Annotated in this window: 24 protein-coding genes; 8 read left to right on the top strand and 16 right to left on the bottom strand. The window is 65.2% G+C overall.

The features are described from left to right. Nucleotides 1–22: 22 nt before the first annotated feature. Together QMZ05_RS13200 and QMZ05_RS13195 are read right to left on the bottom strand one after the other, a co-directional pair. Nucleotides 23–2200: a xanthine dehydrogenase family protein molybdopterin-binding subunit gene (locus QMZ05_RS13200; RefSeq protein ID WP_353701138.1), complete on the bottom strand. Its 2178-nt coding sequence runs from the start codon at nt 2198–2200 to the stop codon at nt 23–25. 3 nt (nt 2201–2203) lie between these two features. Beyond that, complete coding sequence (locus tag QMZ05_RS13195) at nt 2204–2665, bottom strand: (2Fe-2S)-binding protein (protein ID WP_353701137.1); 462 nt, start codon at nt 2663–2665, stop codon at nt 2204–2206. Nucleotides 2666–2847: 182 nt separating this feature from the next. On the opposite strand from QMZ05_RS13195, the gene QMZ05_RS13190 reads away from it, so the two are divergent. Further along, the gene (locus QMZ05_RS13190; RefSeq protein WP_353701136.1) at nt 2848–3729 is read left to right on the top strand and encodes a LysR substrate-binding domain-containing protein; all 882 of its coding nucleotides are present in this window, start codon (nt 2848–2850) and stop codon (nt 3727–3729) included. A gap of 379 nt (nt 3730–4108) precedes the next feature. Here QMZ05_RS13190 and QMZ05_RS13185 read toward each other — a convergent pair whose 3' ends face one another. Continuing rightward, nucleotides 4109–5713: a peptidase S10 gene (locus tag QMZ05_RS13185; protein ID WP_353701135.1), complete on the bottom strand. Its 1605-nt coding sequence runs from the start codon at nt 5711–5713 to the stop codon at nt 4109–4111. A 254-nt stretch (nt 5714–5967) separates the two neighbouring features. On the opposite strand from QMZ05_RS13185, the gene QMZ05_RS13180 reads away from it, so the two are divergent. The 3 genes from QMZ05_RS13180 to QMZ05_RS13170 all read left to right on the top strand — a co-directional run bounded on the left by QMZ05_RS13180 (nt 5968) and on the right by QMZ05_RS13170 (nt 7988). After that, the gene (locus tag QMZ05_RS13180) at nt 5968–6747 is read left to right on the top strand and encodes an NAD kinase (RefSeq protein ID WP_050425637.1); all 780 of its coding nucleotides are present in this window, start codon (nt 5968–5970) and stop codon (nt 6745–6747) included. Between the two features lie 107 nt (nt 6748–6854). Further along, the gene (locus QMZ05_RS13175) at nt 6855–7400 is read left to right on the top strand and encodes a response regulator (protein ID WP_279709728.1); all 546 of its coding nucleotides are present in this window, start codon (nt 6855–6857) and stop codon (nt 7398–7400) included. Between the two features lie 9 nt (nt 7401–7409). Then, nucleotides 7410–7988, top strand: coding sequence for an Hpt domain-containing protein (locus QMZ05_RS13170; RefSeq protein WP_353701134.1), 579 nt, complete (start codon nt 7410–7412; stop codon nt 7986–7988). 60 nt (nt 7989–8048) lie between these two features. Here the strand turns inward: QMZ05_RS13170 and QMZ05_RS13165 are convergent, their stop codons facing one another. The 10 genes from QMZ05_RS13165 to folE all read right to left on the bottom strand — a co-directional run bounded on the left by QMZ05_RS13165 (nt 8049) and on the right by folE (nt 16960). Continuing rightward, nucleotides 8049–9230, bottom strand: coding sequence for a DUF2336 domain-containing protein (locus QMZ05_RS13165; protein WP_353701133.1), 1182 nt, complete (start codon nt 9228–9230; stop codon nt 8049–8051). 164 nt (nt 9231–9394) lie between these two features. Then, the gene (locus tag QMZ05_RS13160) at nt 9395–10399 is read right to left on the bottom strand and encodes a transglycosylase SLT domain-containing protein (RefSeq protein ID WP_353701132.1); all 1005 of its coding nucleotides are present in this window, start codon (nt 10397–10399) and stop codon (nt 9395–9397) included. Nucleotides 10400–10486: 87 nt separating this feature from the next. Beyond that, complete coding sequence (locus QMZ05_RS13155) at nt 10487–11278, bottom strand: c-type cytochrome (protein WP_353701131.1); 792 nt, start codon at nt 11276–11278, stop codon at nt 10487–10489. Then, nucleotides 11275–12900, bottom strand: a complete 1626-nt coding sequence (locus tag QMZ05_RS13150; protein ID WP_353701130.1) for a cbb3-type cytochrome c oxidase subunit I — start codon at nt 12898–12900, stop codon at nt 11275–11277. The genes QMZ05_RS13155 and QMZ05_RS13150 overlap by 4 nt, the downstream gene beginning before the upstream one ends. After that, complete coding sequence (locus QMZ05_RS13145; RefSeq protein ID WP_353701129.1) at nt 12890–13453, bottom strand: cytochrome C oxidase subunit II; 564 nt, start codon at nt 13451–13453, stop codon at nt 12890–12892. Before QMZ05_RS13145 ends, QMZ05_RS13150 begins: the two co-directional genes overlap by 11 nt. After that, nucleotides 13453–13632, bottom strand: a complete 180-nt coding sequence (locus tag QMZ05_RS13140; RefSeq protein WP_353701128.1) for a hypothetical protein — start codon at nt 13630–13632, stop codon at nt 13453–13455. The genes QMZ05_RS13145 and QMZ05_RS13140 overlap by 1 nt, the downstream gene beginning before the upstream one ends. Before the next feature lie 112 nt (nt 13633–13744). Next, nucleotides 13745–14995 carry a cytochrome c gene (locus QMZ05_RS13135; protein ID WP_353701127.1) on the bottom strand — a complete coding sequence of 417 codons (1251 nt, stop codon included), beginning with the start codon at nt 14993–14995 and terminating at the stop codon, nt 13745–13747. A 13-nt stretch (nt 14996–15008) separates the two neighbouring features. Beyond that, the gene (locus QMZ05_RS13130) at nt 15009–15716 is read right to left on the bottom strand and encodes a cytochrome c4 (protein ID WP_353701126.1); all 708 of its coding nucleotides are present in this window, start codon (nt 15714–15716) and stop codon (nt 15009–15011) included. A gap of 106 nt (nt 15717–15822) precedes the next feature. Next, complete coding sequence (gene hisI / locus QMZ05_RS13125; RefSeq protein ID WP_353701125.1) at nt 15823–16251, bottom strand: phosphoribosyl-AMP cyclohydrolase; 429 nt, start codon at nt 16249–16251, stop codon at nt 15823–15825. 28 nt (nt 16252–16279) lie between these two features. Further along, nucleotides 16280–16960, bottom strand: a complete 681-nt coding sequence (folE, locus tag QMZ05_RS13120; protein ID WP_353701124.1) for a GTP cyclohydrolase I FolE — start codon at nt 16958–16960, stop codon at nt 16280–16282. Between the two features lie 238 nt (nt 16961–17198). Here folE and QMZ05_RS13115 point away from each other — a divergent pair, with 238 nt between their 5' ends. Next, nucleotides 17199–17645 (top strand): iron-sulfur cluster assembly scaffold protein, encoded by a 447-nt coding sequence (locus QMZ05_RS13115; protein ID WP_353701123.1) that lies wholly within the window; start codon nt 17199–17201, stop codon nt 17643–17645. A 26-nt stretch (nt 17646–17671) separates the two neighbouring features. On the opposite strand, the gene QMZ05_RS13110 is transcribed toward QMZ05_RS13115, so the two are convergent. Further along, on the bottom strand, nt 17672–18589 hold the full coding sequence (locus tag QMZ05_RS13110) for a hypothetical protein (RefSeq protein ID WP_353701122.1): 918 nt from the start codon (nt 18587–18589) through the stop codon (nt 17672–17674). Nucleotides 18590–18871: 282 nt separating this feature from the next. Here QMZ05_RS13110 and yidD point away from each other — a divergent pair, with 282 nt between their 5' ends. Together yidD and QMZ05_RS13100 are read left to right on the top strand one after the other, a co-directional pair. Beyond that, on the top strand, nt 18872–19183 hold the full coding sequence (gene yidD, locus QMZ05_RS13105) for a membrane protein insertion efficiency factor YidD (RefSeq protein ID WP_279709721.1): 312 nt from the start codon (nt 18872–18874) through the stop codon (nt 19181–19183). A gap of 126 nt (nt 19184–19309) precedes the next feature. Further along, nucleotides 19310–19477, top strand: a complete 168-nt coding sequence (locus QMZ05_RS13100; protein WP_353701121.1) for a hypothetical protein — start codon at nt 19310–19312, stop codon at nt 19475–19477. Nucleotides 19478–19486: 9 nt separating this feature from the next. On the opposite strand, the gene QMZ05_RS13095 is transcribed toward QMZ05_RS13100, so the two are convergent. Next, nucleotides 19487–20620 carry an MFS transporter gene (locus QMZ05_RS13095; protein ID WP_353701191.1) on the bottom strand — a complete coding sequence of 378 codons (1134 nt, stop codon included), beginning with the start codon at nt 20618–20620 and terminating at the stop codon, nt 19487–19489. A gap of 106 nt (nt 20621–20726) precedes the next feature. After that, complete coding sequence (locus QMZ05_RS13090) at nt 20727–22007, bottom strand: ATP-dependent Clp protease proteolytic subunit (RefSeq protein WP_353701120.1); 1281 nt, start codon at nt 22005–22007, stop codon at nt 20727–20729. Between the two features lie 228 nt (nt 22008–22235). Here QMZ05_RS13090 and thrS point away from each other — a divergent pair, with 228 nt between their 5' ends. Beyond that, the gene (gene thrS, locus QMZ05_RS13085; RefSeq protein ID WP_353701119.1) at nt 22236–24284 is read left to right on the top strand and encodes a threonine--tRNA ligase; all 2049 of its coding nucleotides are present in this window, start codon (nt 22236–22238) and stop codon (nt 24282–24284) included. The last annotated feature ends 37 nt before the right edge of the window (nt 24285–24321 follow it).

Here is a 24321-nt window from a genome sequence, read left to right as displayed (position 1 = left end):
CGCCAGTGGCGCCGCTGCCGCCTCACGCCTGCTTCAACACCGCCGGATCGACCGGCATCTTGCGCAGCCGCTTACCGGTCGCCGCGAAGATCGCATTGCTGATCGCGGGCACGATTCCCGATGTCCCGGTCTCGCCCATTCCGCCGGGCGGTTCGGTGCTCGGTACGATATGGACCTCGATGGCCGGGGCCTGATCGATGCGCAGCATCTGGTAGGTATCGAAATTGGTCTGCTCGACGCGACCGTCCTTCAGCGTGATCTCGCCATAGAGCGCGGCGGTGACGCCGAAATTGATGCCGCTCTGCAGTTGCGCCTGCACCGTGTCGGGATTGACCACGGTGCCGCAGTCCATCGCGCAGACCACGCGATGGACGCGGACCGAACCGTCCTTGGCAACCTCGACCTCGGCAATCTGCGCGAGGTAGCTGCCGAACACGAACTGCAGCGACACGCCGCGCCCGCGCCCCGCAGGCAGCTTGCCGCCCCAGCCGGCCTTGCTGGCCGCAAGCTCGAGCGCCGCCCTGGCGCGCGGCGACTTGCCGAGCAACGCCTTGCGATACTCGACCGGGTCCTGTTTGGCGGCCGCCGCCATCTCGTCGATCATGCTTTCGGCGACGAACACGTTGTGCGAGGGCCCGACGCTGCGCCAGAACGCCGTCGGAATGCCTGGTGGTTCGACCCGGACATATTCGACGTGGAAGTTCGGAATGTCGTAGACGAGATCGATCGCACCTTCGGTGGTATCGCCGTCGAGACCGTTGCGGAATGCCGGCGGCGCCCAGCGCGCAATGACGGAAGAACCCGCGAACCGATTGTTCCAGGCCACCGGCTTGCCCGATGCATCGAGGCCCACCGCAATCCGGTCGCACCAATACGGCCGGTACATGTCGTGCTGGATGTCCTCCTCGCGGGTCCACACAACCTTGACCGGCGCATCGACCTGCTTTGCGATCTGCACGGCGCGAATGACACCGTCGACCTCGAGCCTGCGGCCGAAGCCGCCGCCGAGCAGATGATTGTGCACCACCACTTTCTCTGGCGGCAGATCCAGCATCTTCGCGGCCACCGCCTGCACACGCGAAAGCGCCTGGTTGCCGACCCAGATCTCGCAGCCGTCGGGACGCACGTGCACGGTGCAGTTCATGGGCTCCATCGTGGCATGGGCGAGGAACGGCAGCTGATAGGTCGCCTCGACTTTGGTCGCGGCACCTGCCATCGCCTTGTCGGCGTCGCCGATATTCTGTGCGACCGCGCCGGGCTTCGTGGTGGCGGCTTCGAGCTCGCGCGCGATATCCGCCGTGGCGAGCTTGGCGTGCGGCCCCTCGTCCCACTCGATCGTGAGCGCCGCGAGGCCTTTCTTCGCCGCCCCCATGTGATCGGCCACCACGGCGACCGCGTCATCGAGCGTCACGATCTGGCGGACGCCCTTGACGGCCTTTGCCGCCGCATCATCCACGCGCTTCACCCGCCCCCCGAACACCGGCGACTGCGCCAGCGTCGCGACCTTCACTCCGGGCGGCCGCGCGTCGATGCCATAGACCGCGGTGCCGTTGACCTTCGACGGCGTATCGAGCCGCTTGGCCGGCGTGCCGATCAGCTTGAACTCGGCCGGGCTCTTTAGCGTCACATTCTCGGGCACCGGCATCTGTGCCGCGTCGGTCGCGAGCTCGCCGTAACCCAGCTTGCGTCCCGAGGCCGCGTGATGCACCTCGCCGTTCTCGGCGCGGCACGACGCGGGCTCGACGTTCCAGCGCTTCGCCGCGGCTGCAACCAGCATCGCTTTCGCAGTGGCGCCGGCCTTCCGCATCGGCTGCCAGGCGCCGCGCATCGCATTCGAATTGCCGGTGGCCTGCACGCCAAGCAGCGGGTTGGCGTAGAGCTTGTCGCTCGGCGGCGCGTGCTCGAGCTGCACCTGCGTCAGGCCGATCTCGAGTTCCTCGGCGATCAGCATCGGGATCGAGGTGTAGGTGCCCTGCCCCATCTCGACATAGGACATGGTCAGCACCACCTTGCCGTCGGCACCGATCCGGATGAAGGCATTCGGCGCAAAATCAGCGGAAGCCGCGGCCTCGCTTTCGCGGCCCGAGAACGGCAGGCTCACGCTGAGCAGCAGGCCGCCGCCGGCGACCGCGCCGGCGCGGAGGAAGTTACGCCGCGACAGATCGGCGGCGCGCTCGGACAAATTGTCGATCAGCGTCATGGCTCAACCTCCCGACTGCGCGGCTTGCTTGATGGCGTCGCGGATGCGGACATAGGTGCCGCAGCGGCAGATGTTGCCCGACATCGCCTCGTCGATATCGGCGTCGGTCGGCTTCGACTTGCTCGCGAGCAGCGCGGAAGCGGACATGATCTGCCCGGACTGGCAGTAACCGCATTGCGGCACCTCATGCGCGAGCCAGGCGTCCTGGATCTTCTTGCCTGCCGCCGTCTTGCCGACCGCCTCGATGGTCGTGATTTTGGAATCGCCGATGCTGTCGATCGTCGTGATGCAGGAGCGCACCGCGGTGTCATCGAGATGCACCGTGCAGGCACCGCACAGCGCCATGCCGCAGCCGAATTTGGTGCCGGTCATGCCGAGTACGTCGCGCAGCACCCACAGCAGCGGCGTATCGCCGTCGGCATCGACCGAATGACTGGTCCCATTGATCGTGATCTGGAAAGGCATCCTGACACTCCTGTCCTGGTTCGAGCCCTCGCGCGGATCGGCCCCTCCGGGCGCGATCCGCCAAATTCCAAAGCAATCGCGTGCATTCTCGCGCCAATTGCTCACTCATGGTAATAAATAGAAATGCCACGCCCTAGAAGCGGCGGTTCGATCCGCAGTGAAATAACCATTGGTTTATAATCATGGACCGACTGACCAGCATGTCCGTGTTCGCCCGCGTCGCCGATCTCGGCTCATTCACCGCGGCGGCCAAGGAGCTGCGGATGTCGCCGACCATGATCGGCAAGCATATCCGTTTTCTCGAGGACCGGCTCGGCTCGCAACTGATCAACCGCTCCACGCGGCGGCAGGGCCTCACCGAGCTCGGCCGCAGCTATCTCGATCACTGCAAGCACCTGCTGGTGGAGGCCGAGGCCGGCGATGCGCTGGTCGAGGAAGCCCTGAGCGCACCACGCGGCAAGCTCCGCGTTGCGACCTCGGTCGCCTTCGGATCGTACAGCCTGGCGCCCGCACTGGTCCGCTTCATGAAGAGATATCCTGAGGTCTCGGTCGACCTCGTCCTCAGCGACAGGATGGCCGATCTGCTGGAGGAAGGGCTCGATGCCGCGATCCGGGTCGGCACGCTCACCGACTCCAGCATGATGTCGCGCTCGCTGTCGCCCTACACCGGCGTGGTTTGCGCCGCGCCGAGTTATCTCGCCGAACGCGGCACGCCGACCCACCCACGGGATCTCGCCACCCATGAATGCCTGCGCTATCCCGGCTGGTCGGACGCACAGCGATGGAGCTTCTTCGGGCCGGAGGGCGAAGTGCACGTCGATGTCGAGAGCCGCCTGACCATCAACAACGCCTTCGGCATCCGCTATGCGGCCCTCGCCGGCGCCGGCATCGTGCTGATGCGCGACGAACTGCTCGCCGACGATATCGCCGCGGGCCGGCTTCAGGTCCTGCTGCCGAACTACACGACGCAGGCCCGCGCGCGTCAGATCCTGTGGCCGAGGAACCGCAAGATGACGCCCAAGCTTCGCGCCCTGATCGACTTCATCGTGGAGACGTATGGGTGAGACCCGGCGGGCAACTCAACTCGGACAGATGTGTCGCGAGAAACGCGAGGCCGCGTCCTCATTCACATCTGTCATCGCCCGGCTCGACCGGGCGATCCAGTACGCCGCGGCCTCTCGGCTCCAGCACTGCTGTCTCTGGAATGCTGGATCACCCGCATGCGCGGGTGATGACACCGCCTGTTTGACATCTTGACTCGAGCTATCCCCATCGTCGTCCCGGCGAAGGCCGGGACCCATAACCACCAATGCTGATTGATGCGCGATGGTGGAACGACGAATCCCGATCACAACACAAGCCGGGGAGTATGGGTCCCTGCTTTCGCAGGGACGACACCGTTATTGCAGTGACCGAAGCAGTCCAATTCGCTATCCGCTCCCCTCACTTCACCAGCGCCTCGACCTCCATGCGGAAGGCCTGACGCGAGCCGTCGCGGGAGTAGAACATGTGGCCGCCCGGATAGACCGCAAGCTTGGTGCGGCTTGGACCGGCGAAGGCCGGCAGCTGGTCGAGAATGATCCTGGAGGCGAAATACGGCGTTGCGAGATCGAACAGGCCGTGGCCGACCAGGAGCCTCATCTTCGGATCGAGCGCCAGCATCTGGCGCAGTTGCGTCACCGATTCAGCCGGATTGATGCCGTGACCGAACTCCCAGCCCTTGTTCACGGTCTCGCTGAGCAGATGATAGGAGCCGTCCGGCCGCCAGTTCAGCCGGCGCGTGGTGAGATCGACGGCGGCGCTGGTCAAGGGCGCCATCAGGGGATCGCCTGAGGGATCGTTGAAGCGGAAATAGCTGGAGTCCGGATAGGGATCGAAGCCTTCGACCGACGCATCGTAGCGGCCGGTCACCTTGCCGTTCTTGCGATCGAACTCGCGGCGGAATTCGCCGATGTCGAAACGGCCGGCGAGCCTGCGGCTCACCGCCTGATCGATGCCGGTCAGGTTAGCTACCTTGTCGGCGAGCCGCGTGGTCGCCTCGGTGTCGGCCTGCCCCTTGACGAGATCGAGCAGGAAATCGCCGCGCGCGTAGCTCTCGACGTCGGCCAGATCCTCGCGGGTCACCGGTCCTTTGGCTTGCCGCGCGACCGCCGCCATGGTCGGCAGGCTCGCGACATATTGCAGGATGCTGGAGCCGGCATAGTCGCGGAAATCGAGCACCGGCGAGATCAGGATCAGGCCGCGCACGCCGACGCCCTGCTGCATTTGCAGATTGCGCACCACCTTAGGCCCGCGGATGCCGCCATAGCTTTCGCCGGTGACATATTTCGGCGAGGTCAGCCGGTCGTATTTTTCCAGCCAGCGGCGGATCACCAGCGCGACCGAATTGGCGTCGCCGTCGACGGTGAAGAAGCGCTTGCGCGCATCCTCCGAGGTGGTGACGAAGCGGCTGTAGCCGGTGCCCACGGGATCGATGAAGACCAGATCGGTGAAATCGAGCCAGGTGTCGGCATTCGCCTGCAGCTCGGGCGAAGCCGACGACACCGCGCCGTCGCCGTCGAACGGCAGCCGCCACGGCCCGACATTGCCGAATTGCAGCCAGGCCGATGCGGAGCCCGGCCCGCCGTTGAACAGGAACGTCACCGGACGGTTCGCCTTCTCGGCACCGTCGAGCTGGTAGGAGGTGTAGGCGATGTCGGCGAGCGGCTCGCCCTTGTCGTCGAACACGCGGATCGAGCCCGCAGTCGCGCTGAAGTTCAGCGTGCGGCCCGGCAGCGCGACCGACTGCTTTGTGGTGGAGTCCGGCGGCAGGCGGTGCTGCTCGGCGGTCAATGCGTTGGCCGCAGCATTGGCGCCAGAGCCCGCCTCGCCGCGGCCTCCCCGGCCCTTTTGGCCGCTCGGGGTCTGACCGCTTGGATTCTGACCGCCTGGGGCCTGCACGCTCGGCGACGGCGATGGCTGCGGGGCCTCGTCCTCGGCCCGCGCCGCGGTTGCAAGGCAGGCCACCAGCAGCGCTGCCGCGAGCCGTGTCGCAAAACTGTTAGCCATGCCGTTCACTCCCTGGGCCGACGTTTACGCATATCAAAGCGTTTTCGAGCGAAGTGGATACCGGTTCGCGTGAAGAAAACGCGTCAAAATCAAAATCTAGAGCCCGGGTCGTCAGAACCGGGCTCTGGGCCACAAACTACGATAGCCTGGCGGCACCGGTGTGGCATGCGGTCCGTTCCCGGACCATCTCGACAAGGCCGCCCGGGATGTATAGACGAGCGCGGCGTAATCCGGGCCAAAAGAGTTCGTGAGCGATGGCTAGCCCCAAGCGGTATGACAAGATCGCCTTCGTCGCCAGCGCGAGTGCGGAAGCGCAGACGGCGCTCGAGCAGCTGACCGCGATGTACGGCAACCATTCGGCCGCCGACGCCGACGTCGTGGTTGCGCTCGGCGGTGACGGATTGATGCTGCAGACGCTGCACGCCAACATGCGCAGCGGCAAGCCGATCTACGGCATGCATCGCGGCACCGTCGGCTTCCTGATGAATGAATATTCGACGCACGATCTGCGCACGCGGCTTGCGGCGTCGCGGGAGTCGCTGATCAATCCGCTGCTGATGCGCGCGACCGACATCCACGGCGCCGTGCATCTGCATCACGCCATCAACGAGGTCGCGCTGTTCCGGCAGACTTATCAGGTCGCCAAGCTGCGCATCCTGATCGACGAGCATGAGCGGATGCCCGAGCTGATGGCCGACGGCATCCTGGTGGCGACGCCGGCCGGGTCGACCGCCTACAATCTCTCGGCCCAGGGCCCGATCCTGCCGATCAACGCGGCGCTGCTGGCGCTGACCCCGATCAGCGCGTTCCGGCCGCGGCGCTGGCGCGGCGCGCTGCTGCCGAACTCCGCCTTCGTGGTGATCGAGGTGATCGAAGGCGAGAAGCGCCCGGTTGCCGCGGTCGCCGACCATGACGAGGTCCGCGACGTTCGCCGCGTCGAGGTGCTGTCCGACAAGACGATTGCGATGCGGATGCTGTTCGATCCCGGCCACTCGCTGGAGGAACGCATCCTGCGCGAGCAGTTCGGCTACTGACGGCCGCGCCCGCCCCTGTCCGGCAACCAATCATTAACCCCGGGCGGGATATGGTTAACGTCGGGTAATACCGCGTTTGGCCCGGTATGCCCGTTTGGGACCGGACCATGTATCGCATCGATTTCAACAAGCTGCGATTTTTGATTTGCGACGACAATCCGCACATGCGCCGCATCCTGCGCACGCTGCTGCATTCGTTCGGCGCGCGCGAAGTCTATGAGGCCGAGGACGGCGCCACCGCGCTCGAGATGTATACGCACTACGTGCCCGATATCGTCATCACCGACTGGTCGATGCCGATCTTCGACGGGCTCGAGCTCGCGCAGATGATCCGGCAGCCGGAATCCAAGGGCAATCCCTACGCGCCGATCATCATGCTGACCGGGCATTCCGAGAAACGCCGCGTCACGGTGGCGCGCGATGCCGGCGTCACCGAATTCCTGGCCAAACCGATCTCGGCCAAGGGGCTCTACCAGCGGATCATGAACGTGGTCGCCAACCCGCGTCCGTTCATCAAGACCAAGACCTATTTCGGTCCCGACCGCCGCCGCAACACCACCAACACCTACATCGGCCCCGAGCGCCGCGGCAGCGGCGAGGTCGAGGTGCTGCAACAGCCGTCGCTGCTCGAGAAGGCGCGCTCGTCTATTTAGGATATCGCCATGGCGAAAGACAAACCCGGGACGATCGAGGTCAAGAGCTTCGGCACGCATCACGTGATCACGCAGCCGAACCCGCTGCGCAAGATGCTGCTGCGCGTCCCCGAGAGCGACCTCGACGATCCCGTCGGCCGTGCCGAAAAGGCGCTCGCCGGGCTGTCGGGCGAGTTCAAGGAATGGATGACGATCGAGGCCGACCGCCTCTCCACCGCGCACGCCACCGCGCTGCGCGAGGGCTTCAACGACAAGACCCGCGAGGAGCTGTTCCGCGCCGCGCACGACATCAAGGGCGATGCCGCAACATTCGGCTATCCGTCGGCGGCCGCTGCGGCCGAGAGCCTGTGCCGCATCATCGAGCACGCGCCGGATCTCGCCGCCGTGCCTGCCCAACTGATTGCCCACCACATCAACGCCGTGCAGGCGATCGTGCGCAACCGCACCAAGCTCGACACCGCTGTCGTGGCCGGCGTGCTGAGCAAGCAGCTCCGCGGCATCGCCGATGAATTCCTGACCCACGCCAATCGCGACCGCCCCGAGCATCTCGAGGCCATCCTCGCGCCGAGCATCGTGCCCGGCGAATAGCGGCGCGCCGCGGCGCATGGCCGCGGCTTCCATCATCGTCAATCGCAGGAAGCGCGGCCCTCAGGCCGCGATGAGATCGTCGTCGTAGGGCAGCACCGCGATCGCGTCTTCGGCGGCGAGCTCCTTGCAGAACATGCGCGCATCCTCGCGGGCCGATTCCGTCGCAAAGCGGCGCAGCAGGATCAAGAGCGGCTCGGCCGCCGAATGGTCGGTCTCGCAATGGGTCAGCACGCGTTCGACCATGCGCCGATGCAACCGCGCCGCACCGTCGCCGCTGTCGACATAGCCGACCTCGTGGCTCGCCTCAAGCGCGACGCGGAACGCGGCGTAGGTGGATTCCGGCAAGCCCGCGCGGCGCAGCAGCGCTTGCAGCCCGTTGCCGCCGCGGTCGTTCAACAGCGCGGAGACGCGGCCATAGGGCAGTCCGGATAGTTCGGCGAGCGCAGCGCCGAACAGGTCGAGATTGCCCGACAGCAGCGCGCGCAGGATCAGCCCGGCGGTCAGTTGCCCGGTGGCGCGCAGGTGGGTGATCAGGTTCTGCATGTCGTCGCCGAAAGCGCGTGCGGCGATGTTCACCGTGGAGCGCTCCTTCGCCTCGCCGGCGATGCGGTCGGCGCGGTCGGCGCCGAGCCAGTTTCGCGCCACGACGAACTGCGCCAGCGTGTCGGAGAGCTTGGCGACCAGCGCCAGCCGCGTCGCGGACGGCAGGTCATCCAGCGCCAGCATCGATTCCCGGATGGCCGCGAGATGGCCGTGGCGCTCGACGATGCGGTCCCAGGAGAATGGCGCAAGCCCGGCATAGGGATTCTCGATCAGCTCGAGCGCGGCCGCGGCCGAGCCGACCTCGGCGATCGCCGCAGCGACAGAGGCCGGAAGGTTGACGCGGCGCGCGATCGCGCACTGCATCTCGTCAGAGCCGGTCGCGACGATGTCGACGAGATCGGCATCGATCAGGAGCGGTGAATGCTCCAGCACCGGCAGCGCGATTGCCGGCTGATCGGCCGACAGCGCCTGCACGATCGCAGCCGGCGCCTCCGTGCTGTGTGCGAACACCTCGGCCATCGCCTGTCGCACCAGCGGCGACGGATCGTCGAGCAGCATCAGCAGCGCGCCTTCGGCCGCGACGCGGTCGTCCTCGGCGAGATCTGAAATGAGCCAGGCCCGGGCCAACGCCCGCGTCGCCTCTGCCCGCTCGCCTGCCGGAGCGGTCCTAATCCAACTAATGAACTGCCGAACGATCATGGTCCTTCCGGCTTACGCAACGAAACGGCATCGACTTACGACGCCAACTACAAGGAAAAATAAACCATGACGCTTAACAAAGGGTTCACCATAAACGTTTGGGATTATTGACGTTTCGTTAAGACGGCACTGGTGCGCGGCTTCGCGCGCGCAGCAAGGTGGCACTAGCCGTTGCTGTAGGTGCCGTTCGGATCGCTGAACAGATCAAGCCGCCCGGGCGCACGGACCTTCGGCGTCGCCGACGTGGTCAGCGCGGAGGAATTGCCCCACAGCTCCTGCACCGCAGGTGAAATCGGCTCCGAACGTTCGCCGCCCTGGTAGAGCGAGCGGAAGGCCGGCGCCGGCTGCGCCGATGCGACGGTCGAGGTCGCACCGGTTGATGAGGCCGCACCGGAATTCGGGAAGGTCGAGAGATAGGACGCAGTGTCCATCGACACCGCTTGCGTCGGCGCGGCGCTTGCGATCGCGTAAGGGCTCATGGTGTCGCCGCCCGCCGCAGCGAAGGCGGTGCGCGTGTCCTTCGAGTTTGCCGCCGCGGCATAGCGCGTGGTCAACACCGAATAGACCTGGCTGACGCTGCGCGCGCTGCCCGACTTGTCGTAGAAGATCGACTGGTTCGCCGCCGCCGCCTTCGGAAACATCGCGGCCGCGTTGGCGCTCGGGCTATCCTCGGCGCTCGAGATGAGCTTGCCGGCGCCGCCGACGCCCATGAAATGCGCCATATAGAGTTCGGCATCGGTCGGGCGACGGCCGAGCATGCCGGTGAGTTTGAAGCTGTTGGATTGCGTCAGCGCCGCCGCCATCGAGGACGCCGCATCGGGATCGTCGCGCAGCTTCATGACCGCGGTCTTTGCAGAGGGATCGCTGACCGAATAGCTGCCGTCGGTATTCTTGGTGATGGCGTCGGCATATTGTCCGTAGCCGAGCTGGCTGCCGGCCTCCTTGACGGTGCCGAGCCAAGTCTGGTCGATGAATTGATAAAGTCCGTGCGCCGACGAGGTCGTGGCGCCGGCCCGCGGATTGAAATTGGATTCCATCTTCGCGGTGGTGAGCAAATATTCGAAGCTCGTACCGGTGGTAGCCGCCGCCTGCTTGATCGAGCCGGCAACCTTCAGGCGCGAAGGATCGACACCTGCCGAAGCCGTCGCATTGAAGAGGTCGACCGCCATTGATCGGGTGCCTTGCGGGGCGCCGGCAATCGGCACCCATGTCCTGTCAACCTGCCGTAATTATGGTTAACGGCACGTTAATATCACTCAAGGCTGGGCCTCGTAGTAGTGCGCGACCTGGTCGATCTCCCCGGCGGTCATCTGGCGGGCGATGTTGCGCATCTGCTGGCTGATGTCGTTACGGCGGGCCCCGGACGCGAAGGCCTCGAGCTGCGCCTTGATGTAGACCGCCGACTGGCCGCCGAGCCAGGGACTTCCCGCCTTGTTGTCGATATCGCCGTGGCAGGAGCCGCAGGGCGGAATGTTGCGCATCGGCGCGCCCGTCACCACGACCGCCGGCGCGGCGCGCCCGGTATCCAGGTTGTTCGAGGGCACCCGCGGCAAATAGGCGTAATAGGCCGCAACGTCCTTCATGTCCTGATCGCTCATGGCCGCCGCGAACGGGCTCATCACAACGCTGACCCGCGCGCCGGTCTTGAAGTCGTTCAGCTCCTTGTACGTTACCGCGGCAAACTGCCCGGCGAGGTTCGGCGAATGGGCGTCGCTGACGCCCTGCGGTCCGTGGCAGATCGCGCAGCGCTGCGCCAGCGTCGCGCCGCGCCCGATCGAGACCTGATTGACCTTGGTCAGCATCTCCGACGTCATCACGACATTGGAGGTCTTGAAATCCGGCTTGATGCTTGCTTCCTGCATGGCGGCACGGGGAACGCCGGCGGCGCTGCAGATCGCGTCCCAGACGCCGGCAAGCTTGAGGTTGGGTTGCGCCAGCGGCAACCAGATCAGGCCGGCGACCGCCGACAGCACGGCAATGGCGGCCGTGACGCCGACGCTGATGCCGAACCACGGATTGCGCACCGAGAACAGCGGCTGATCGCTCATCGGCCGGCTCCGACATAGACCGCAGGCACGCTGGTCTCGTTCAGCGCCATCAACTGCGCGATCGGGAAACCATAGTTCACGACGGTAAGGCCGACCATCAATGCGAGCCACAGGCCGAACGAGTTGAGCGCGACCGGAATCCGTGCCGGCATGTGCAGCGGCACTGCGAAGCGGTAGGCAGCCGCCTCGCCTCGCGCGCCGAATTGGCCGCGGATCAGCACCAGCAGGAACAGCAGGCCCGACAGCAGCAGGATGAACCCGCCGATCGCCGACATCGTCACCGACAGGGCCTGTGGCGAGATCGCGGGGTTGGCATAGTCGTAATACGCCATGCGGCGCGGCATGCCGAGGATGCCGACATAGTGCCATGGGAAGGTGGTCACGATCATGCCGATGAACCACAGCCAGAGCTGGGTGCGCATCAGGCCAAAGCTGTCCAGCGCCCGTCCGGTCAGGTGCGGCCACAGGTCGTAGGCAATCGCAAAATACATGATGACGATGGCGCCACCGAAGATCAGGTGGAAATGGCCGGTGATCCACTGCGTGTTGTGCACGGTGGCGTCGAGTTGATAGCTCATGTTGATCAGGCCGCCGGCGCCGCCGAAGCCGAGCATCACCAGCGACAGCGCGGTCGCCAGCATGATCGGATTGGACCACGGCAGTGCGCCGATCCAGCCGAATGCGCCGCGGCCACCGCGCAGGCGGCTCGCAATCTCCGCCGACGCGCAGATCGTGAACACGGTGAGCAGCGTCGGCAGCGCGACGAGGCCGGTGAACACCGAGTGCATGAACTTGAAGCCGGCGCCGACCTGCGGGTCGGCAAACAGATGGTGCACGCCGATCGGCATCGCCACCACGACGAACAGGATGAACGAGATCCGCGCCATCGCATCGCTATAGAGCCGGCCGCCGATCGCGCGCGGGAAGATCGTGTAATAGGCGATGTAGGTCGGGATCAGCCAGAAATAGACAATGGCATGCAGGGTCCAAGAGAAGAACACGCGCGCCAGCCCCGCATCAATTGTGGATTTGAGCCCGAGCGCCACAGGCAGGATCAGGAACAGGATCTCGAGCGCCGCGCCGACCGCCGTCCAGCCCCAGAGCAAGCAGCCCGCGACATTGGCGTACATGGCAAGCGGCACCGGCTTGCCCGGATTGTCGCGCTTCCAGATCACGAAATTGATCACCATCAGCGCGACCCAGATCCATGATCCGACCACGACCATGACGACGCCGACGTAGTAGAAGGGATTGCCGACCATCGGCGGATAGAAGGTGTAGAGCACCGAGGCAAGCCCCAGCGACACTGGGATCATTGCGACAACGGCGCCGACGGCGACCAGGAAGAAGCCGGCCCAGGCCCAGCGCCGGCCGACCAGCGCCTTCTCGAGCGACGCTTCGGTGATCGCATAGCCGAACCCCATCGCGATCAGCGTCGGGAACACGTACCCCATCGCCGAGCCATGCGCGGTGACCGAGCGATAGTAGAACTCCGGATTGAAATGCCAGGCGTTGAGCGGGCTGCGCACGAACATCTGCCAGGCACCGAGCACCAGCGCCGCGCCGAACACGATGAAGGCGAGCCAGAAATGCGCAGCTATCAGCCGCTTGTTAGTCAACACAGGTCAACCTCCGCTTCGCCGCCGCCATGTCGCGGAATGTGGACTTGTCGACCACCTTGACCTTACCCCACATGCCCTGGTGGCCGATGCCGCAGAATTCCTGGCACGGCATCACGTGATCGCCCGGCGCCTTGAAGCGCACCGGTAGGTCCGTGACGTAGCCCGGCACCAGCATCGTGTTGATGTTGGTGCCCTCGATCAGGAAACCGTGGACGACATCGGCGCTGGTGGCGCGGAAGGTGATCGGAGTCTCCGCGGGCACCACGATGCATTGCGGTGTGAAGGAATATTGCTGACCGATCGCGCGCACCGTGACCGAGCCGTCGGGCGCCAGTTCGCTGCCGAGATTGCTCTCGATGAATTCGCCGGACAGATGCAGCGTCTTGGGATCGGCAGTTTCGACCCGGCCCTGCGGCATCGTCGCCCGATGGATGCCGATATAGGCCGCCATGCCGACCAGCACGCCGACGATGACGATCGACAGCGTCGCCCAGCGCCGCTCGATCCGCGCGGCAACGGCTTCGCCGAGGCTATGGTCCGTCTCTGTCGCCATCAGGGAGCGCTCCGCGGCAGGAAGACCAGCAGATAGAATGCAAACCACAATCCGACCACGATAGCCGTCGCAACGCCCGCGACCGCAATCGCGCCGCCCGGGCCGGCGCGCACGATGGTCTCGACACGCTCGTCTTCCGAGCCCGATGCCGACGGTTGCGGCGACGATGAGTTGATCATGACCGCGTTCCCCTAAAGCGCGATGGGATCAGATTGAATCGTCATCACGCCTAGGCCCCTTGTTTGAGCATGATCATTTCGGAAAACCGCTTCGCACTTTTCCGGATCATGCTTAGTTCAGCGTTGCTGCACGCAGTTCGTTTGCCTGCCGCGCCGACACCGGCTCGCCGCGATTGCCCCAGGCCGTTCGAATGTAGGTCACGACAGCCGCGACCTCGTCGTCCGACAGCTTCTGCGCAAACGGCGGCATGCCGTGGGGCATCGGATTGCCCGATGTGCCCGGCGGGTAGCCGCCATTGAGCACCATCCGGATCGGGTTCACTGCGGAAACCATCTGGATCGACTGGTTGCCGGCAAGCGGCGGATAGTCCGGCGGCATGCCCTGCCCGGTCGCGCCATGGCAGCTCGCGCAGTCGCGGTCATAGATCGACTTGCCAAAGGACAGCAGCAGGCTGCTCTCGGCCGACGGCAGCGAAGTCGACGCCTTTTCCGGGGGGCCGCCCTGCGCAAGGCCCTTCAGGTAGACCGCCATCGCGCGCACATCGTCGTCATTGAGATATTGCAGGCTGTTGTAGACGACCTCGGCCATCGGCCCGTACACGGCGCCCTTGGCGGACACGCCCTTGCGCAGATAGTCGACGATCTCCTCGATCGTCCAGTCGCCGAGCCCCGTCTCCTTGTTGGAGGTCAGCGACGGCGCGTACCAGTTCTGCATCGGGATCAGGCCGCCCTCGAAGGCCTGCGACTGCTTGCTGCCGCCAAGCGCATTGATCGGGGTGTGACACATCCCGCAATGCCCGAGCCCCTCGACCAGATAGTTACCTCTATTCCACTCTGCCGACTTCGTTGGGTCCGGCTTGAACTCGCCTTCCCTGAAGAACAGCGTGCGCCAGCCGAGGATCAGCGAGCGGTTGTTGAACGGGAAGGTCAGGTCATGCGGCTTGTTGAGTTGCTTGACCGGCGCGACCGTGCGCAAATAGGCGTAGATCGCGTCGCTGTCCTCGCGCGTCACCTGGGTGTAGGAGGCGAACGGCATCGCCGGATAGACCAGGCCGCCATCGGGGAAGCGGCCATTGTGCATCATCTGGTAGAACTGATCCGACGTCCAAGTCCCGATGCCTGTCTGCGGGTCGGGCGTGATGTTCGACGTGTAGAGCGTGCCGAACGGCGTCTTCATCGGAAGGCCGCCGGCGAAGGTCTTGCCTTCGCGCGCGGTGTGACAGGCGATGCAATCGCCGGCGCGCGCGAGATATTCGCCCTTGGCGATGACGGCCGGATCGGCCGCCTTCTGCTGCGCCGATGCCGTGGCGGGCGACAGTGCCAGCGCCAGTCCGACAAGCAGTCCTGTTGAGGTTCGCGACATCGGCACGATCCCTTCAGTGCGGTTCGCTGCCGCATTCGAGCGGCATTGGCAGGCTGCCTCGCGGCGCGAAGGACGGATCGGCAGGCGCCGGACGCGACGACAGGTAGGCGGCCACCGCCTTCACGTCGTCCTCGGTCAGCAGGCTCGCAACAATCTGCATGCAATCGGGGGCGAGCGCGGTCCGCGTGCCATAGCGCCAGCCGCCGAGCTGGCCGCTGATATAGGCGGCGCGCAGGCCCAGCAGGCCGGGAATGCCGGGCTCCATGCCGCCCAACGCAGGACCATGACAGGCCGAACACGGCGGAATGCCGTGCTGGGGATCGCCGTTCTTCACGATCTCCTCGCCGCGCGCCAGGACCTCCTTGCTGTCGACCGGCGGCACCGGCTGTGGAAATGCCGGCCGGAGCGAAGCGAAATACTCGGCGATCTTCTTCAGGTAATCGTCAGTCTGAAACTCCAGCAGATAGTTCATCGGCGGATATTTCCGCCGTCCGTCCCTGAACGCGATCAGCTGGTTGTAGAGATAGCCGGCCGGCTTGCCGGCAAGACGCGGAAAATACACATCGCTGGTGCCCTCGCCTTCGGCGCCGTGACAGGGCGCGCAGGCGAGGACGCGCGCGGCCATGGTATCGGGCGCACGCTCGGCTGTCTGCGATTGGGCGGCATCGATCGGTAGCGCAATAAGCGCCAGCAACGCGGTCAGCGGTAAAAAACGATCCATCACCGTTTTGGCCCCCAGCGCGACGGTGAGACTATAGCCACATCGCGAAACTGGAGACAACGAAGCGCAAGAATTCGACGCGTCGTCTTTGATTTAGATCAAAAGTTTATTTGCGATAGACCTGCGTCGGATCGAACATCCGCTCGGCATCGACGAAGGACAGGCGGATGTCACCGCCCTCGCCCTTCACCGCGCGATAGAAGCAGGAGCGCCGTCCCGTGTGGCAGGCGGCGCCGATCTGCTCGACCTTGATCCACACCGCGTCCTGATCGCAATCCATCCGGATCTCGACCACGCGCTGGGTCTGGCCCGAGCTCTCGCCCTTGCGCCACAGCGCATTGCGCGATCGGCTGAAGTACCAGCCCTCACCGGTCGCGATCGTCTTGCGCAGGGCTTCGTCGTTCATGTGCGCGACCATCAGCACGTCGCCGGTCACAGCATCGGTCGCGACGCAGGTCACAAGACCGGTCGCGTCGAATTTGGGCTGGAAGTCGAGCCCCTCCTCGCGGTCGTGATCGTGGGTCGATGCGGACACGGAAAACCTCGCTCGGGAAAATGCGAGGTTACCGGTTCGGTCCTCGCACCAGGGACAGGAAACGCTGCTGCTCCGCTGGATTGTCGCGGAACATGCCGGTGAAGCGGCTGGTGAAGGTCGACGCACCATGCTTGGCGACGCCGCGCACCGACATGCAGGTATGCTCCGCCTCGATCAGCACGGCAACGCCGCGGGGCTTCAGCACCTCGTCGATCGCTGCTGCGACCTGTGCGGTGAGATGCTCCTGGGTCTGCAGGCGGCGAGCGAAGATGTCGGTCAGCCGCGCCAGCTTGGAGAGGCCCACGACGCGCTCCACCGGCGTGTAGGCGATATGCGCCTTGCCGTAGAACGGCATCATGTGATGCTCGCACTGCGAGGTGAACTCGATGTCGCGGACCAGAACGAAATCGTCGTAGCCGGCGGTCTCGCCGAAGGTGCGGTTCAGCACTTCGGCCGGGCACTGATGGTAGCCCTGATAGAGCTCGTCATAGGCTTCGACGACGCGGCGCGGCGTATCGAGCAGGCCCTCGCGGCCGGTGTTCTCGCCGATATAGGCGAGCAGCGTCTTCACCGCGTCCTCGGCTTCGGCGCGCGACGGGCGCGGCTGGTCGGCACGGACGGCCGCCGACAGGAATTCTGCGGGATCGAGCTCGCCTGGCTTCGCGTCAGCCGGCTTGTTCGGGCGAATCGGTTTGATCAAGGCGTCCATGTCTTCTCCGTTCGACCGGCCCTGGCACTGTCCTCGGGCCGGATGTGTCACCGGGCAGACGGGGCGGATCATCGAACCGCCGGGCGCCTGAGTCCCCTTTTGTAGCACCACAACGGCGGATGTGGTCCGCGGTGGCCGCATGGCCGGGCTATGTTTCCGGCGCTGCGGTCCATATATAGGACGGTGAATCCCAGCCGCCAAGAGCGCCCGGCACGGCCGGAACCAGGCATCTGTCCCCATGCTGAACGACATTTACAACAAGCGGATCATTGAGTTGGCCGGCAATATTCCACGCCTCGGACGGCTGTCCGACCCGGACGCCAGCGCCACCGCGCACTCCAAATTGTGCGGTTCGACCGTCAAGGTCGATCTCAAGATGGACGGCCCGGTGGTGACCGACTTCGCCCATGACGTGAAGGCTTGCGCGCTCGGCCAGGCCTCCTCCTCGATCATGGCGAGCCATGTGGTGGGGTCGACCGCGGACGAGTTGCGCGACTTGCGCGAGACGGTCCGCAAGATGCTGAAGGAAAATGGCCAGCCCCCGCAAGGCGGCAAGTGGGCCGACATCGCACTGCTCGAGCCGGTGCGCGACTACAAGGCCCGCCATGCCTCGACGCTCTTGACGTTCGATGCGGTGGTCGATGCGATCGGCCAGATCGAGGCCAAGGCAAAGCAGCCGGCGTAAGCCTTAACTGCCGGCGCAAGCCTCTCCTACTGAGCCGGCTGGACCGGCGGCGGCGCGGCAGCGGCACCGACCGGAACGACTGCCTCGGCGGTCTTGGTCGCCTTCGCGGCCTGCGGCTGCACCTCACCCTCCATGGCGGTGCTCACGAAGCGATCGTTGTTCTTCGGCTTCGCCTCGGCCATGGGAATTGAATTGTCCTGCCGCGGCAGCACGTCGGCGACGGCATCCGTGGTGACGAGATTGGTCAGCCGCAATTCAGCCGCCGACAATTCGTGCAGGTCTTCCCACGGCGGCACGCTGAGTGCGAGCGACAGCAGCTCGCCGGCGCCGCCCATATCGAAGGTGTACTTGGCAAGGCGGCCGATGTCGCGCTCGACGATCATCAGGTCCTGCGCGGTGTAGCTGGCGGCCTTGGCATCGTCGGCGCGGTCGCCCATCCAGATCTGATGCACCCGGACGTGAGCGGCCGGTGGAACGTAGCGCGTCTTGCCCGACAGCAGCAGGAACACGCACATCGACTCGCAATAGGCGTCCGGCAGCACGCTCGCGCGGTCGCCCTGCGCGGCGTGGCCGACGACGCTGGTGCCGACCGTGGTCAGCGCGCCGAGACCGCGGAAGCGGCGGCCGAGCGCGATCGCGTCGTTGACCGAGCCGCCACTGGAATCGAGCACAATGGTGGCGCCGTTGAGCTGGCGGCTGCGCGCGAACTCGTCGAACTCCTTGGGGCTATCGGCCGTGATGATGCCGACCGCCGACACCCAGCCGCGGCAATTCGGCTGACAGCCGATCCAGCTGAACTTCATCGGCAGCTTGCGCTCTTCGAGGGTTGAGCTGGCCTGCGCGGAACTCCCCGTCGTTGTGACGGTTCCGGAAATCGCAAAGCAAACGGCAACGGCGCCGGTGAGCACCCAACTGCGTAACGAGAGCGACCTGACGAGCCTCAATTTGGTTCCTTCCCCAAAGCCCTGGGTGATGCGAGCGGTGGCAATGGCCCCATGGCAACGCGCCACGATTCTGTCATCGGCGCGTTATGGGAACGGTAGCCTTGCTGACCTGGACCGTCCATAGGACCCTTGCTGCACCGCGACCAGCGCCGTGCGATAATAGTGAACTGTGGCGTAAATATCTGCAACAGAACAGTTCCTTGGCTTGGAACCCCCGCAAGACTACGTACATACTTGCGTATGCCGTCGACCGATCATTCAACACCACACCATTCACGATGCATGGAGTGTGCCACCACCGCACGCCGCTTGCCGCGGAACTTCGGCCGCGCCTTGATCTGGATCTACCGGCACACGCTGTCGCCGCTGGTCGGCTACAACTGCCGGCATCTGCCGACCTGCTCGGTCTACGGCGATGAAGCGATCGAGCGCTTCGGGTTGTGGGCCGGCGGGTGGATGACGCTGGCGCGGCTGCTGCGCTGCCAGCCCTGGGGCACCTCCGGGATCGACAACGTGCCGCCGGTCAAGCCGCCGGGCGCACACTGGTATGTGCCCTGGCGCTACGGCCGCTGGCGTGGCGTCAACGACAACTGATCAATTTCTGCAGCGCTCCCAAGCCCGGCGCGCATTGCTGCCGGGCGGAACTGTGGCGATAGTTGGCGCATTGTTTCAGTGCCCCCTTGCTGCTCCTTCTTGCTGCTCCTTGGGGAGGAAACAACAATGCGCTGGAAAATCAGCCACAACGATCACGATCCCCGGCAGATCGATTTGCTGGCCGTACTTGCCTTGCTCGTCGTGATCGTTGCCGCCTACGGCTACTTCACGCACAACTCGACCAAGCCGAGCACGACGGCATTCATCGTACCGAGCCAGAGCGTGAAGTGGTGACGCGCAAGCTCACTCGGCTATGACAGCACGCGCCGTGCGGGGCCGCGTGATGACCACCACTACGAGCGCCGCCGCAACGAAGGCGGTGGCCACGTAGCCCGCGCTGAGCAGCCATTCCCGCGCGAACAGCAATCCGCCGATCGCCGAGCCGATGGCCTGGCCGATATACAGCACCGAGGTGTTGAGCGAGACCGACGCCGATGCAAGTGCAGGCGCCGCGCCGACCAGCCGCACCTGCTGCATCGAATTGGTCGACGCAAAGCCGAGACCCCACACCGCCACCGAAGCCGCCATCAAGGCATAGGCGCCGGCGCTCAGCGCCCAGCCAGCGACGCCGGCGAGCAGCATCACGGTGAACAGGACCGAGGTTTTCCAGGCACCCCAGGAATCCACGATGCGGGTTGCGATGGCGATACCGACGAACCCGAAGATGCCGTAGAGCGCAAACACGATGCCGATGGCGTCGGCATTCGCGCCGGTCAACTTGGCGAGCAGCGGTCCCATGAAGGTGAACACCACGAACTGGCCGGACATCTGCAACGTCGTGACCGACAGCAGCAGGACGACGGTCGGATTGCGGCCGAGATCGGCCCAGGTCCTAAGATCGACCGGCGCGCCGTGCAATCCGCCGGGCAACCGCCACCACAGCAGCAGGCAGCTCACGAGCCCGGTCAGCGCGATCGCACCATAGGTCGCGCGAAAACCGTAACGGCTTGCGATGAAGGTGATCAGCGGCAGCCCGATCGCAGCGGCGAGCGACCAGCCGAGGAAGATATAGGCGATCGTGCTGCCGCGCTTTTCCACCGGCACGATCAGCGCCGCAGTACCGGCCGCCTGCGGCGTGTAGAGCACGCCGACCGCGAGCATCACGAGGCGAATGATCAAGAGACTGTCGTAGTCCGGCGCGAAGGCGGATGCCGCATTGGTCAGCGTCAGCACCAGCAGCGTCACCGTCAGCAAGGCTCGCCGTTCGAACCGGCTGGTCAGCCACGCCGTCACCGGCGAGCCCGCGCACAGCACGATCGCGCCGAAGGTGATCAGGAGGCCCGCGGTGTGGATCGTGACGCCGAGCCCGCTCGACAGCTCCGCCAGCATGCCGGCCGGCGCCAGCACCGAGCAGCCGGTGACGATGTTGCCGAGCATCAATGCGGTGGGAGCGAAGCGTTTCACGCCGCGTTGATAGCAGGCCCCGATTTCAATGCAACTGCATCTAAATGCATGGCACGTGATCGATTTGCGCCACTTGCGCTCAAGGCGACGGCGATGCCGCCGGCGCCGCGTTGACGCTCGGTGACGCAGCCGCCGGCCACGGGCTTGCCGGCTTGGGACCAGCGGTCGCAGCGGGACACGACGCCAGAAGCTGCGTCCATCCCTGCTCCAGCCCGGTCGTGTCGATATCGAACGTCGCGACGCCGGGCCTGGTGGGATCCGGCTTGCCGTCGGGCGACAGCGCGCTTTCGCCGATCTGCAGATGCGGGACCGCGGTCATCGCCTTGACGATGTCCGCGGTCACCGGATCGCTCCAGACCTCGTATTTGCCGAACCGCGCCGGCAACCTGCCGAATGCGATCGCCTTGGTGACGCCGGCCATCATCACCACCGTGCTCTTGCCGGCGGCCCCCTCGTCGAAATCGCGCACGAACATCAGGCGACCACGATCCTTGTTCTCGCAGAACAGCCGCCACTCCATCATGCGGAACGAGCTGCCATCGCCCTTTTTCTGCTGCACGATCTTGCGGACATAGGGCCGCGTTTCCTTCTCCACCGCCCACAGCGTGTCCGGCAACGGCCGCGTGTCGATTCCGAATCGATAGAGCTCCGGACGCGTCAGCACGTGCAGGTTCTCGAACTTCACGGTCCGGATCAGATCGCTGAGCTCGCGGCTGATTCCCATCGCCGCGAGGAACACGTTGCGGTCGCGATCGGCACTCACCATCTCGCGCCGCCTGAAGTCTGCGACGACCTGCGGCGGCGGATGGCCGTGGACCACGAACATCAGCCTGGAGTTATGCACCGCGAGCACCGAGTCCGGCGCCACTTCACGGTCGGTCGCGCCCAGGAACAGATAGGCGCACGCCGAGACGCACATCGCGTTGCGCGTGGCGAGTTCAGCCTCGACCTCCCCTTTCGCAGCCTTGATCTTCAGGCAGGCGGCATCGATCTGCGTGCCCGTGGAACAGGCCGGCACGCTGGTACGGCCGACCCGCGCGGTCGCCTTGCGTGCGCGCAGAAACCGCGCGATCGCATAGGACTGCTCGACGTTGCCGCCCGGCGAATGAAGATAGATCGGAAGCTGCGGGTCCTTGACGGCAAGCAGGAAGCTGCGAACCCGCGCCGCCGCATCCCGATCGATCTCGCCTTCGATCGCGATCCAGCGATCGCAACCGGCGCCGCAGGCATTCGCCGGTCCCTTGGCGAGATAGATGGTCAGCTTTTTCGCGAATCCGGCCTTCTCGACCGGTGCTTCTTCCGCCCGCAACACGCCCGGGATCAGAAGCAACGCCACGAAAAGCAGGAGACGGGAAAACATGAACCTTGCGGGGCGCGCGATGTCGGGGAAATGGGCATTTGACGTTAGACGATGATCGGCAGCGTCGCAACGATCACCGCCGTCAGGCGCAGGCGAGCGTCCCTCGATTCGGTGCGGCCGGAGGCCCAATTTCTTGATATTGCCGGATTGCAGGCGTCAAATCCCCTGCTATACCGCTGCTTTCCGCTTACCTGCGCTCGTTCGCAGGAGTGAGCTACAGGAGACATCATGGCCGACACGCCGCCCAAATCCGAATCCGGATTCCAGTACAGCCTCTCGAACCTCAAACCCGCAGAACCCGTGAACAAGATCGCCCTCACCTTCCCTGATGGAGCGAGGCGCGATTTCCCGAAAGGGACCACCGGCCTCGACATCGCCCGCGGCATTTCGCCCTCGCTCGCCAAGCGCACCGTCGCGATGGCGCTCGACGGCACGCTCGCCGACCTCAACGATCCCATTGAAGCCGACGCCAAAATCGAATTGATCGGCCGCGAAGACCCGCGCGCGCTGGAACTGATCCGGCACGATGCCGCGCACGTGCTCGCCGAAGCCGTGCAATCGCTGTGGCCGGGCACCCAGGTCACGATCGGCCCGGTGATCGAGAACGGCTTCTACTACGACTTCTTCCGCAACGAGCCGTTCACCCCGGAAGATTTTGCCGCGATCGAGAAGCGGATGCGCGAGATCATCGCGCGCGACAAGCCCTTCACGAAAGAGGTTTGGGATCGCGAAAAGACCAAGCAGGTGTTCCGCGACAAGGGCGAGGCCTTCAAGGTCGAGCTGGTCGACGCCATTCCCGGCAACGAGCCGATCAAGATCTATTTCCAGGGCGACTGGTTCGATCTCTGCCGCGGCCCGCACATGACCTCGACCGGCAAGGTCGGCAACGCCTTCAAGCTGATGAAGGTGGCCGGCGCCTATTGGCGCGGCGATTCCAACAATCCGATGCTGACCCGCATCTACGGCACGGCATTCGCGAAGCAGGAAGACCTCGACGCCTACCTCAAGCAGATCGAGGAGGCCGAGAAGCGCGACCACCGCAAGCTCGGCCGCGAGCTCGACCTGTTCCACTTCCAGGAGGAAGGCCCCGGCGTGGTGTTCTGGCACCCCAAGGGCTGGACCATCTTCCAGCAGCTGATCGCCTATATGCGGCGCCGGCTGCTCGGCGACTACAACGAGGTCAATGCTCCGCAGATCCTCGACAAGGTGCTGTGGGAGACCTCGGGTCACTGGGACTGGTACCGCGAGAACATGTTCGCGGCGCAATCCGCCGGCGACGAGGCCGAGGACAAGCGCTGGTTCGCGCTGAAGCCGATGAACTGCCCGGGCCATGTGCAGATCTTCAAGCACGGGCTGAAGAGCTACCGCGACCTGCCCCTGCGGCTCGCCGAGTTCGGCGTCGTGCATCGCTACGAGCCGTCGGGCGCGATGCACGGCCTGATGCGGGTACGCGGCTTCACCCAGGACGACGCTCACGTGTTCTGCACCGAACAGCAGCTCGCCGAGGAATGTCTCAAGATCAACGACCTGATCCTGTCGACCTATGCCGATTTCGGCTTTGACGGCGAGCTCACGGTGAAGCTCTCGACGCGGCCGGAGAAGCGGGTCGGCACCGACGAGATGTGGGATCACGCCGAGCGCGTGATGGCGACCGTGCTGTCCGAGATCAAGGCCAAGGGCAGCAACCGGATCCGCACCGAGATCAATCCGGGCGAAGGCGCGTTCTACGGGCCGAAGTTCGAATACGTGCTGCGCGACGCCATCGGCCGCGACTGGCAGTGCGGCACGACCCAGGTCGACTTCAACCTGCCGGAACGGTTCGGCGCGTTCTACATCGATCACGACGGCTCCAAGAAGGCGCCCGTCATGGTGCATCGCGCGATCTGCGGTTCGATGGAGCGCTTCATCGGCATCCTGATCGAGCACTATGCCGGCAACTTCCCGCTCTGGCTGGCGCCGACGCAACTCGTGGTCACGACCATCACCTCCGAAGGCGACGAATACGCCAAGGTGGTGGCGGCCGCGGCGCGCCGCGCTGGCCTGCGCGTCGAGATCGATCTGCGTAACGAGAAGATCAACTACAAGGTCCGCGAGCACTCGCTGGCCAAGATCCCGGCCCTGCTCGTCGTCGGCAAGAAGGAAGCCGAGACGCATTCGGTCTCGGTCCGCCGCCTCGGCAGCGAGCGCCAGACCGTGATGCCGACCGATGAGGCGATCGCCGCGCTGGTCGATGAGGCGACGCCGCCGGACGTGAAGCAGGCGCGATCCGTCGCCTGATCTTCACAATCGGTCTAAACTGGCTTTCGTCGGCTTG

The organism is Bradyrhizobium sp. INPA03-11B, from assembly GCF_040446015.1.
GTDB lineage: Bacteria > Pseudomonadota > Alphaproteobacteria > Rhizobiales > Xanthobacteraceae > Bradyrhizobium > Bradyrhizobium macuxiense_A.
This window is presented reverse-complemented; position numbering and strand designations above follow the sequence as displayed.

Bases quoted from the DNA above. Each gene is read 5' to 3' on its own strand.
- QMZ05_RS13130 (WP_353701126.1), bottom strand. From the start codon at position 15,716: ATGGATCGTTTTTTACCGCTGACCGCGTTGCTGGCGCTTATTGCGCTA.
- QMZ05_RS13135 (WP_353701127.1), bottom strand. From the start codon at position 14,995: ATGTCGCGAACCTCAACAGGACTGCTTGTCGGACTGGCGCTGGCACTG.
- QMZ05_RS13200 (WP_353701138.1), bottom strand. From the start codon at position 2,200: ATGACGCTGATCGACAATTTGTCCGAGCGCGCCGCCGATCTGTCGCGG.
- QMZ05_RS13175 (WP_279709728.1), top strand. From the start codon at position 6,855: ATGTATCGCATCGATTTCAACAAGCTGCGATTTTTGATTTGCGACGAC.
- yidD (WP_279709721.1), top strand. From the start codon at position 18,872: ATGGAGTGTGCCACCACCGCACGCCGCTTGCCGCGGAACTTCGGCCGC.
- QMZ05_RS13140 (WP_353701128.1), bottom strand. From the start codon at position 13,632: ATGATCAACTCATCGTCGCCGCAACCGTCGGCATCGGGCTCGGAAGAC.
- folE (WP_353701124.1), bottom strand. From the start codon at position 16,960: ATGGACGCCTTGATCAAACCGATTCGCCCGAACAAGCCGGCTGACGCG.
- QMZ05_RS13145 (WP_353701129.1), bottom strand. From the start codon at position 13,453: ATGGCGACAGAGACGGACCATAGCCTCGGCGAAGCCGTTGCCGCGCGG.
- QMZ05_RS13180 (WP_050425637.1), top strand. From the start codon at position 5,968: ATGGCTAGCCCCAAGCGGTATGACAAGATCGCCTTCGTCGCCAGCGCG.
- QMZ05_RS13185 (WP_353701135.1), bottom strand. From the start codon at position 5,713: ATGGCTAACAGTTTTGCGACACGGCTCGCGGCAGCGCTGCTGGTGGCC.
- QMZ05_RS13190 (WP_353701136.1), top strand. From the start codon at position 2,848: ATGGACCGACTGACCAGCATGTCCGTGTTCGCCCGCGTCGCCGATCTC.
- QMZ05_RS13170 (WP_353701134.1), top strand. From the start codon at position 7,410: ATGGCGAAAGACAAACCCGGGACGATCGAGGTCAAGAGCTTCGGCACG.
- QMZ05_RS13090 (WP_353701120.1), bottom strand. From the start codon at position 22,007: ATGTTTTCCCGTCTCCTGCTTTTCGTGGCGTTGCTTCTGATCCCGGGC.
- QMZ05_RS13115 (WP_353701123.1), top strand. From the start codon at position 17,199: ATGCTGAACGACATTTACAACAAGCGGATCATTGAGTTGGCCGGCAAT.
- QMZ05_RS13165 (WP_353701133.1), bottom strand. From the start codon at position 9,230: ATGATCGTTCGGCAGTTCATTAGTTGGATTAGGACCGCTCCGGCAGGC.
- QMZ05_RS13155 (WP_353701131.1), bottom strand. From the start codon at position 11,278: ATGAGCGATCAGCCGCTGTTCTCGGTGCGCAATCCGTGGTTCGGCATC.
- QMZ05_RS13160 (WP_353701132.1), bottom strand. From the start codon at position 10,399: ATGGCGGTCGACCTCTTCAATGCGACGGCTTCGGCAGGTGTCGATCCT.
- QMZ05_RS13095 (WP_353701191.1), bottom strand. From the start codon at position 20,620: ATGCTCGGCAACATCGTCACCGGCTGCTCGGTGCTGGCGCCGGCCGGC.
- QMZ05_RS13195 (WP_353701137.1), bottom strand. From the start codon at position 2,665: ATGCCTTTCCAGATCACGATCAATGGGACCAGTCATTCGGTCGATGCC.
- thrS (WP_353701119.1), top strand. From the start codon at position 22,236: ATGGCCGACACGCCGCCCAAATCCGAATCCGGATTCCAGTACAGCCTC.
- QMZ05_RS13100 (WP_353701121.1), top strand. From the start codon at position 19,310: ATGCGCTGGAAAATCAGCCACAACGATCACGATCCCCGGCAGATCGAT.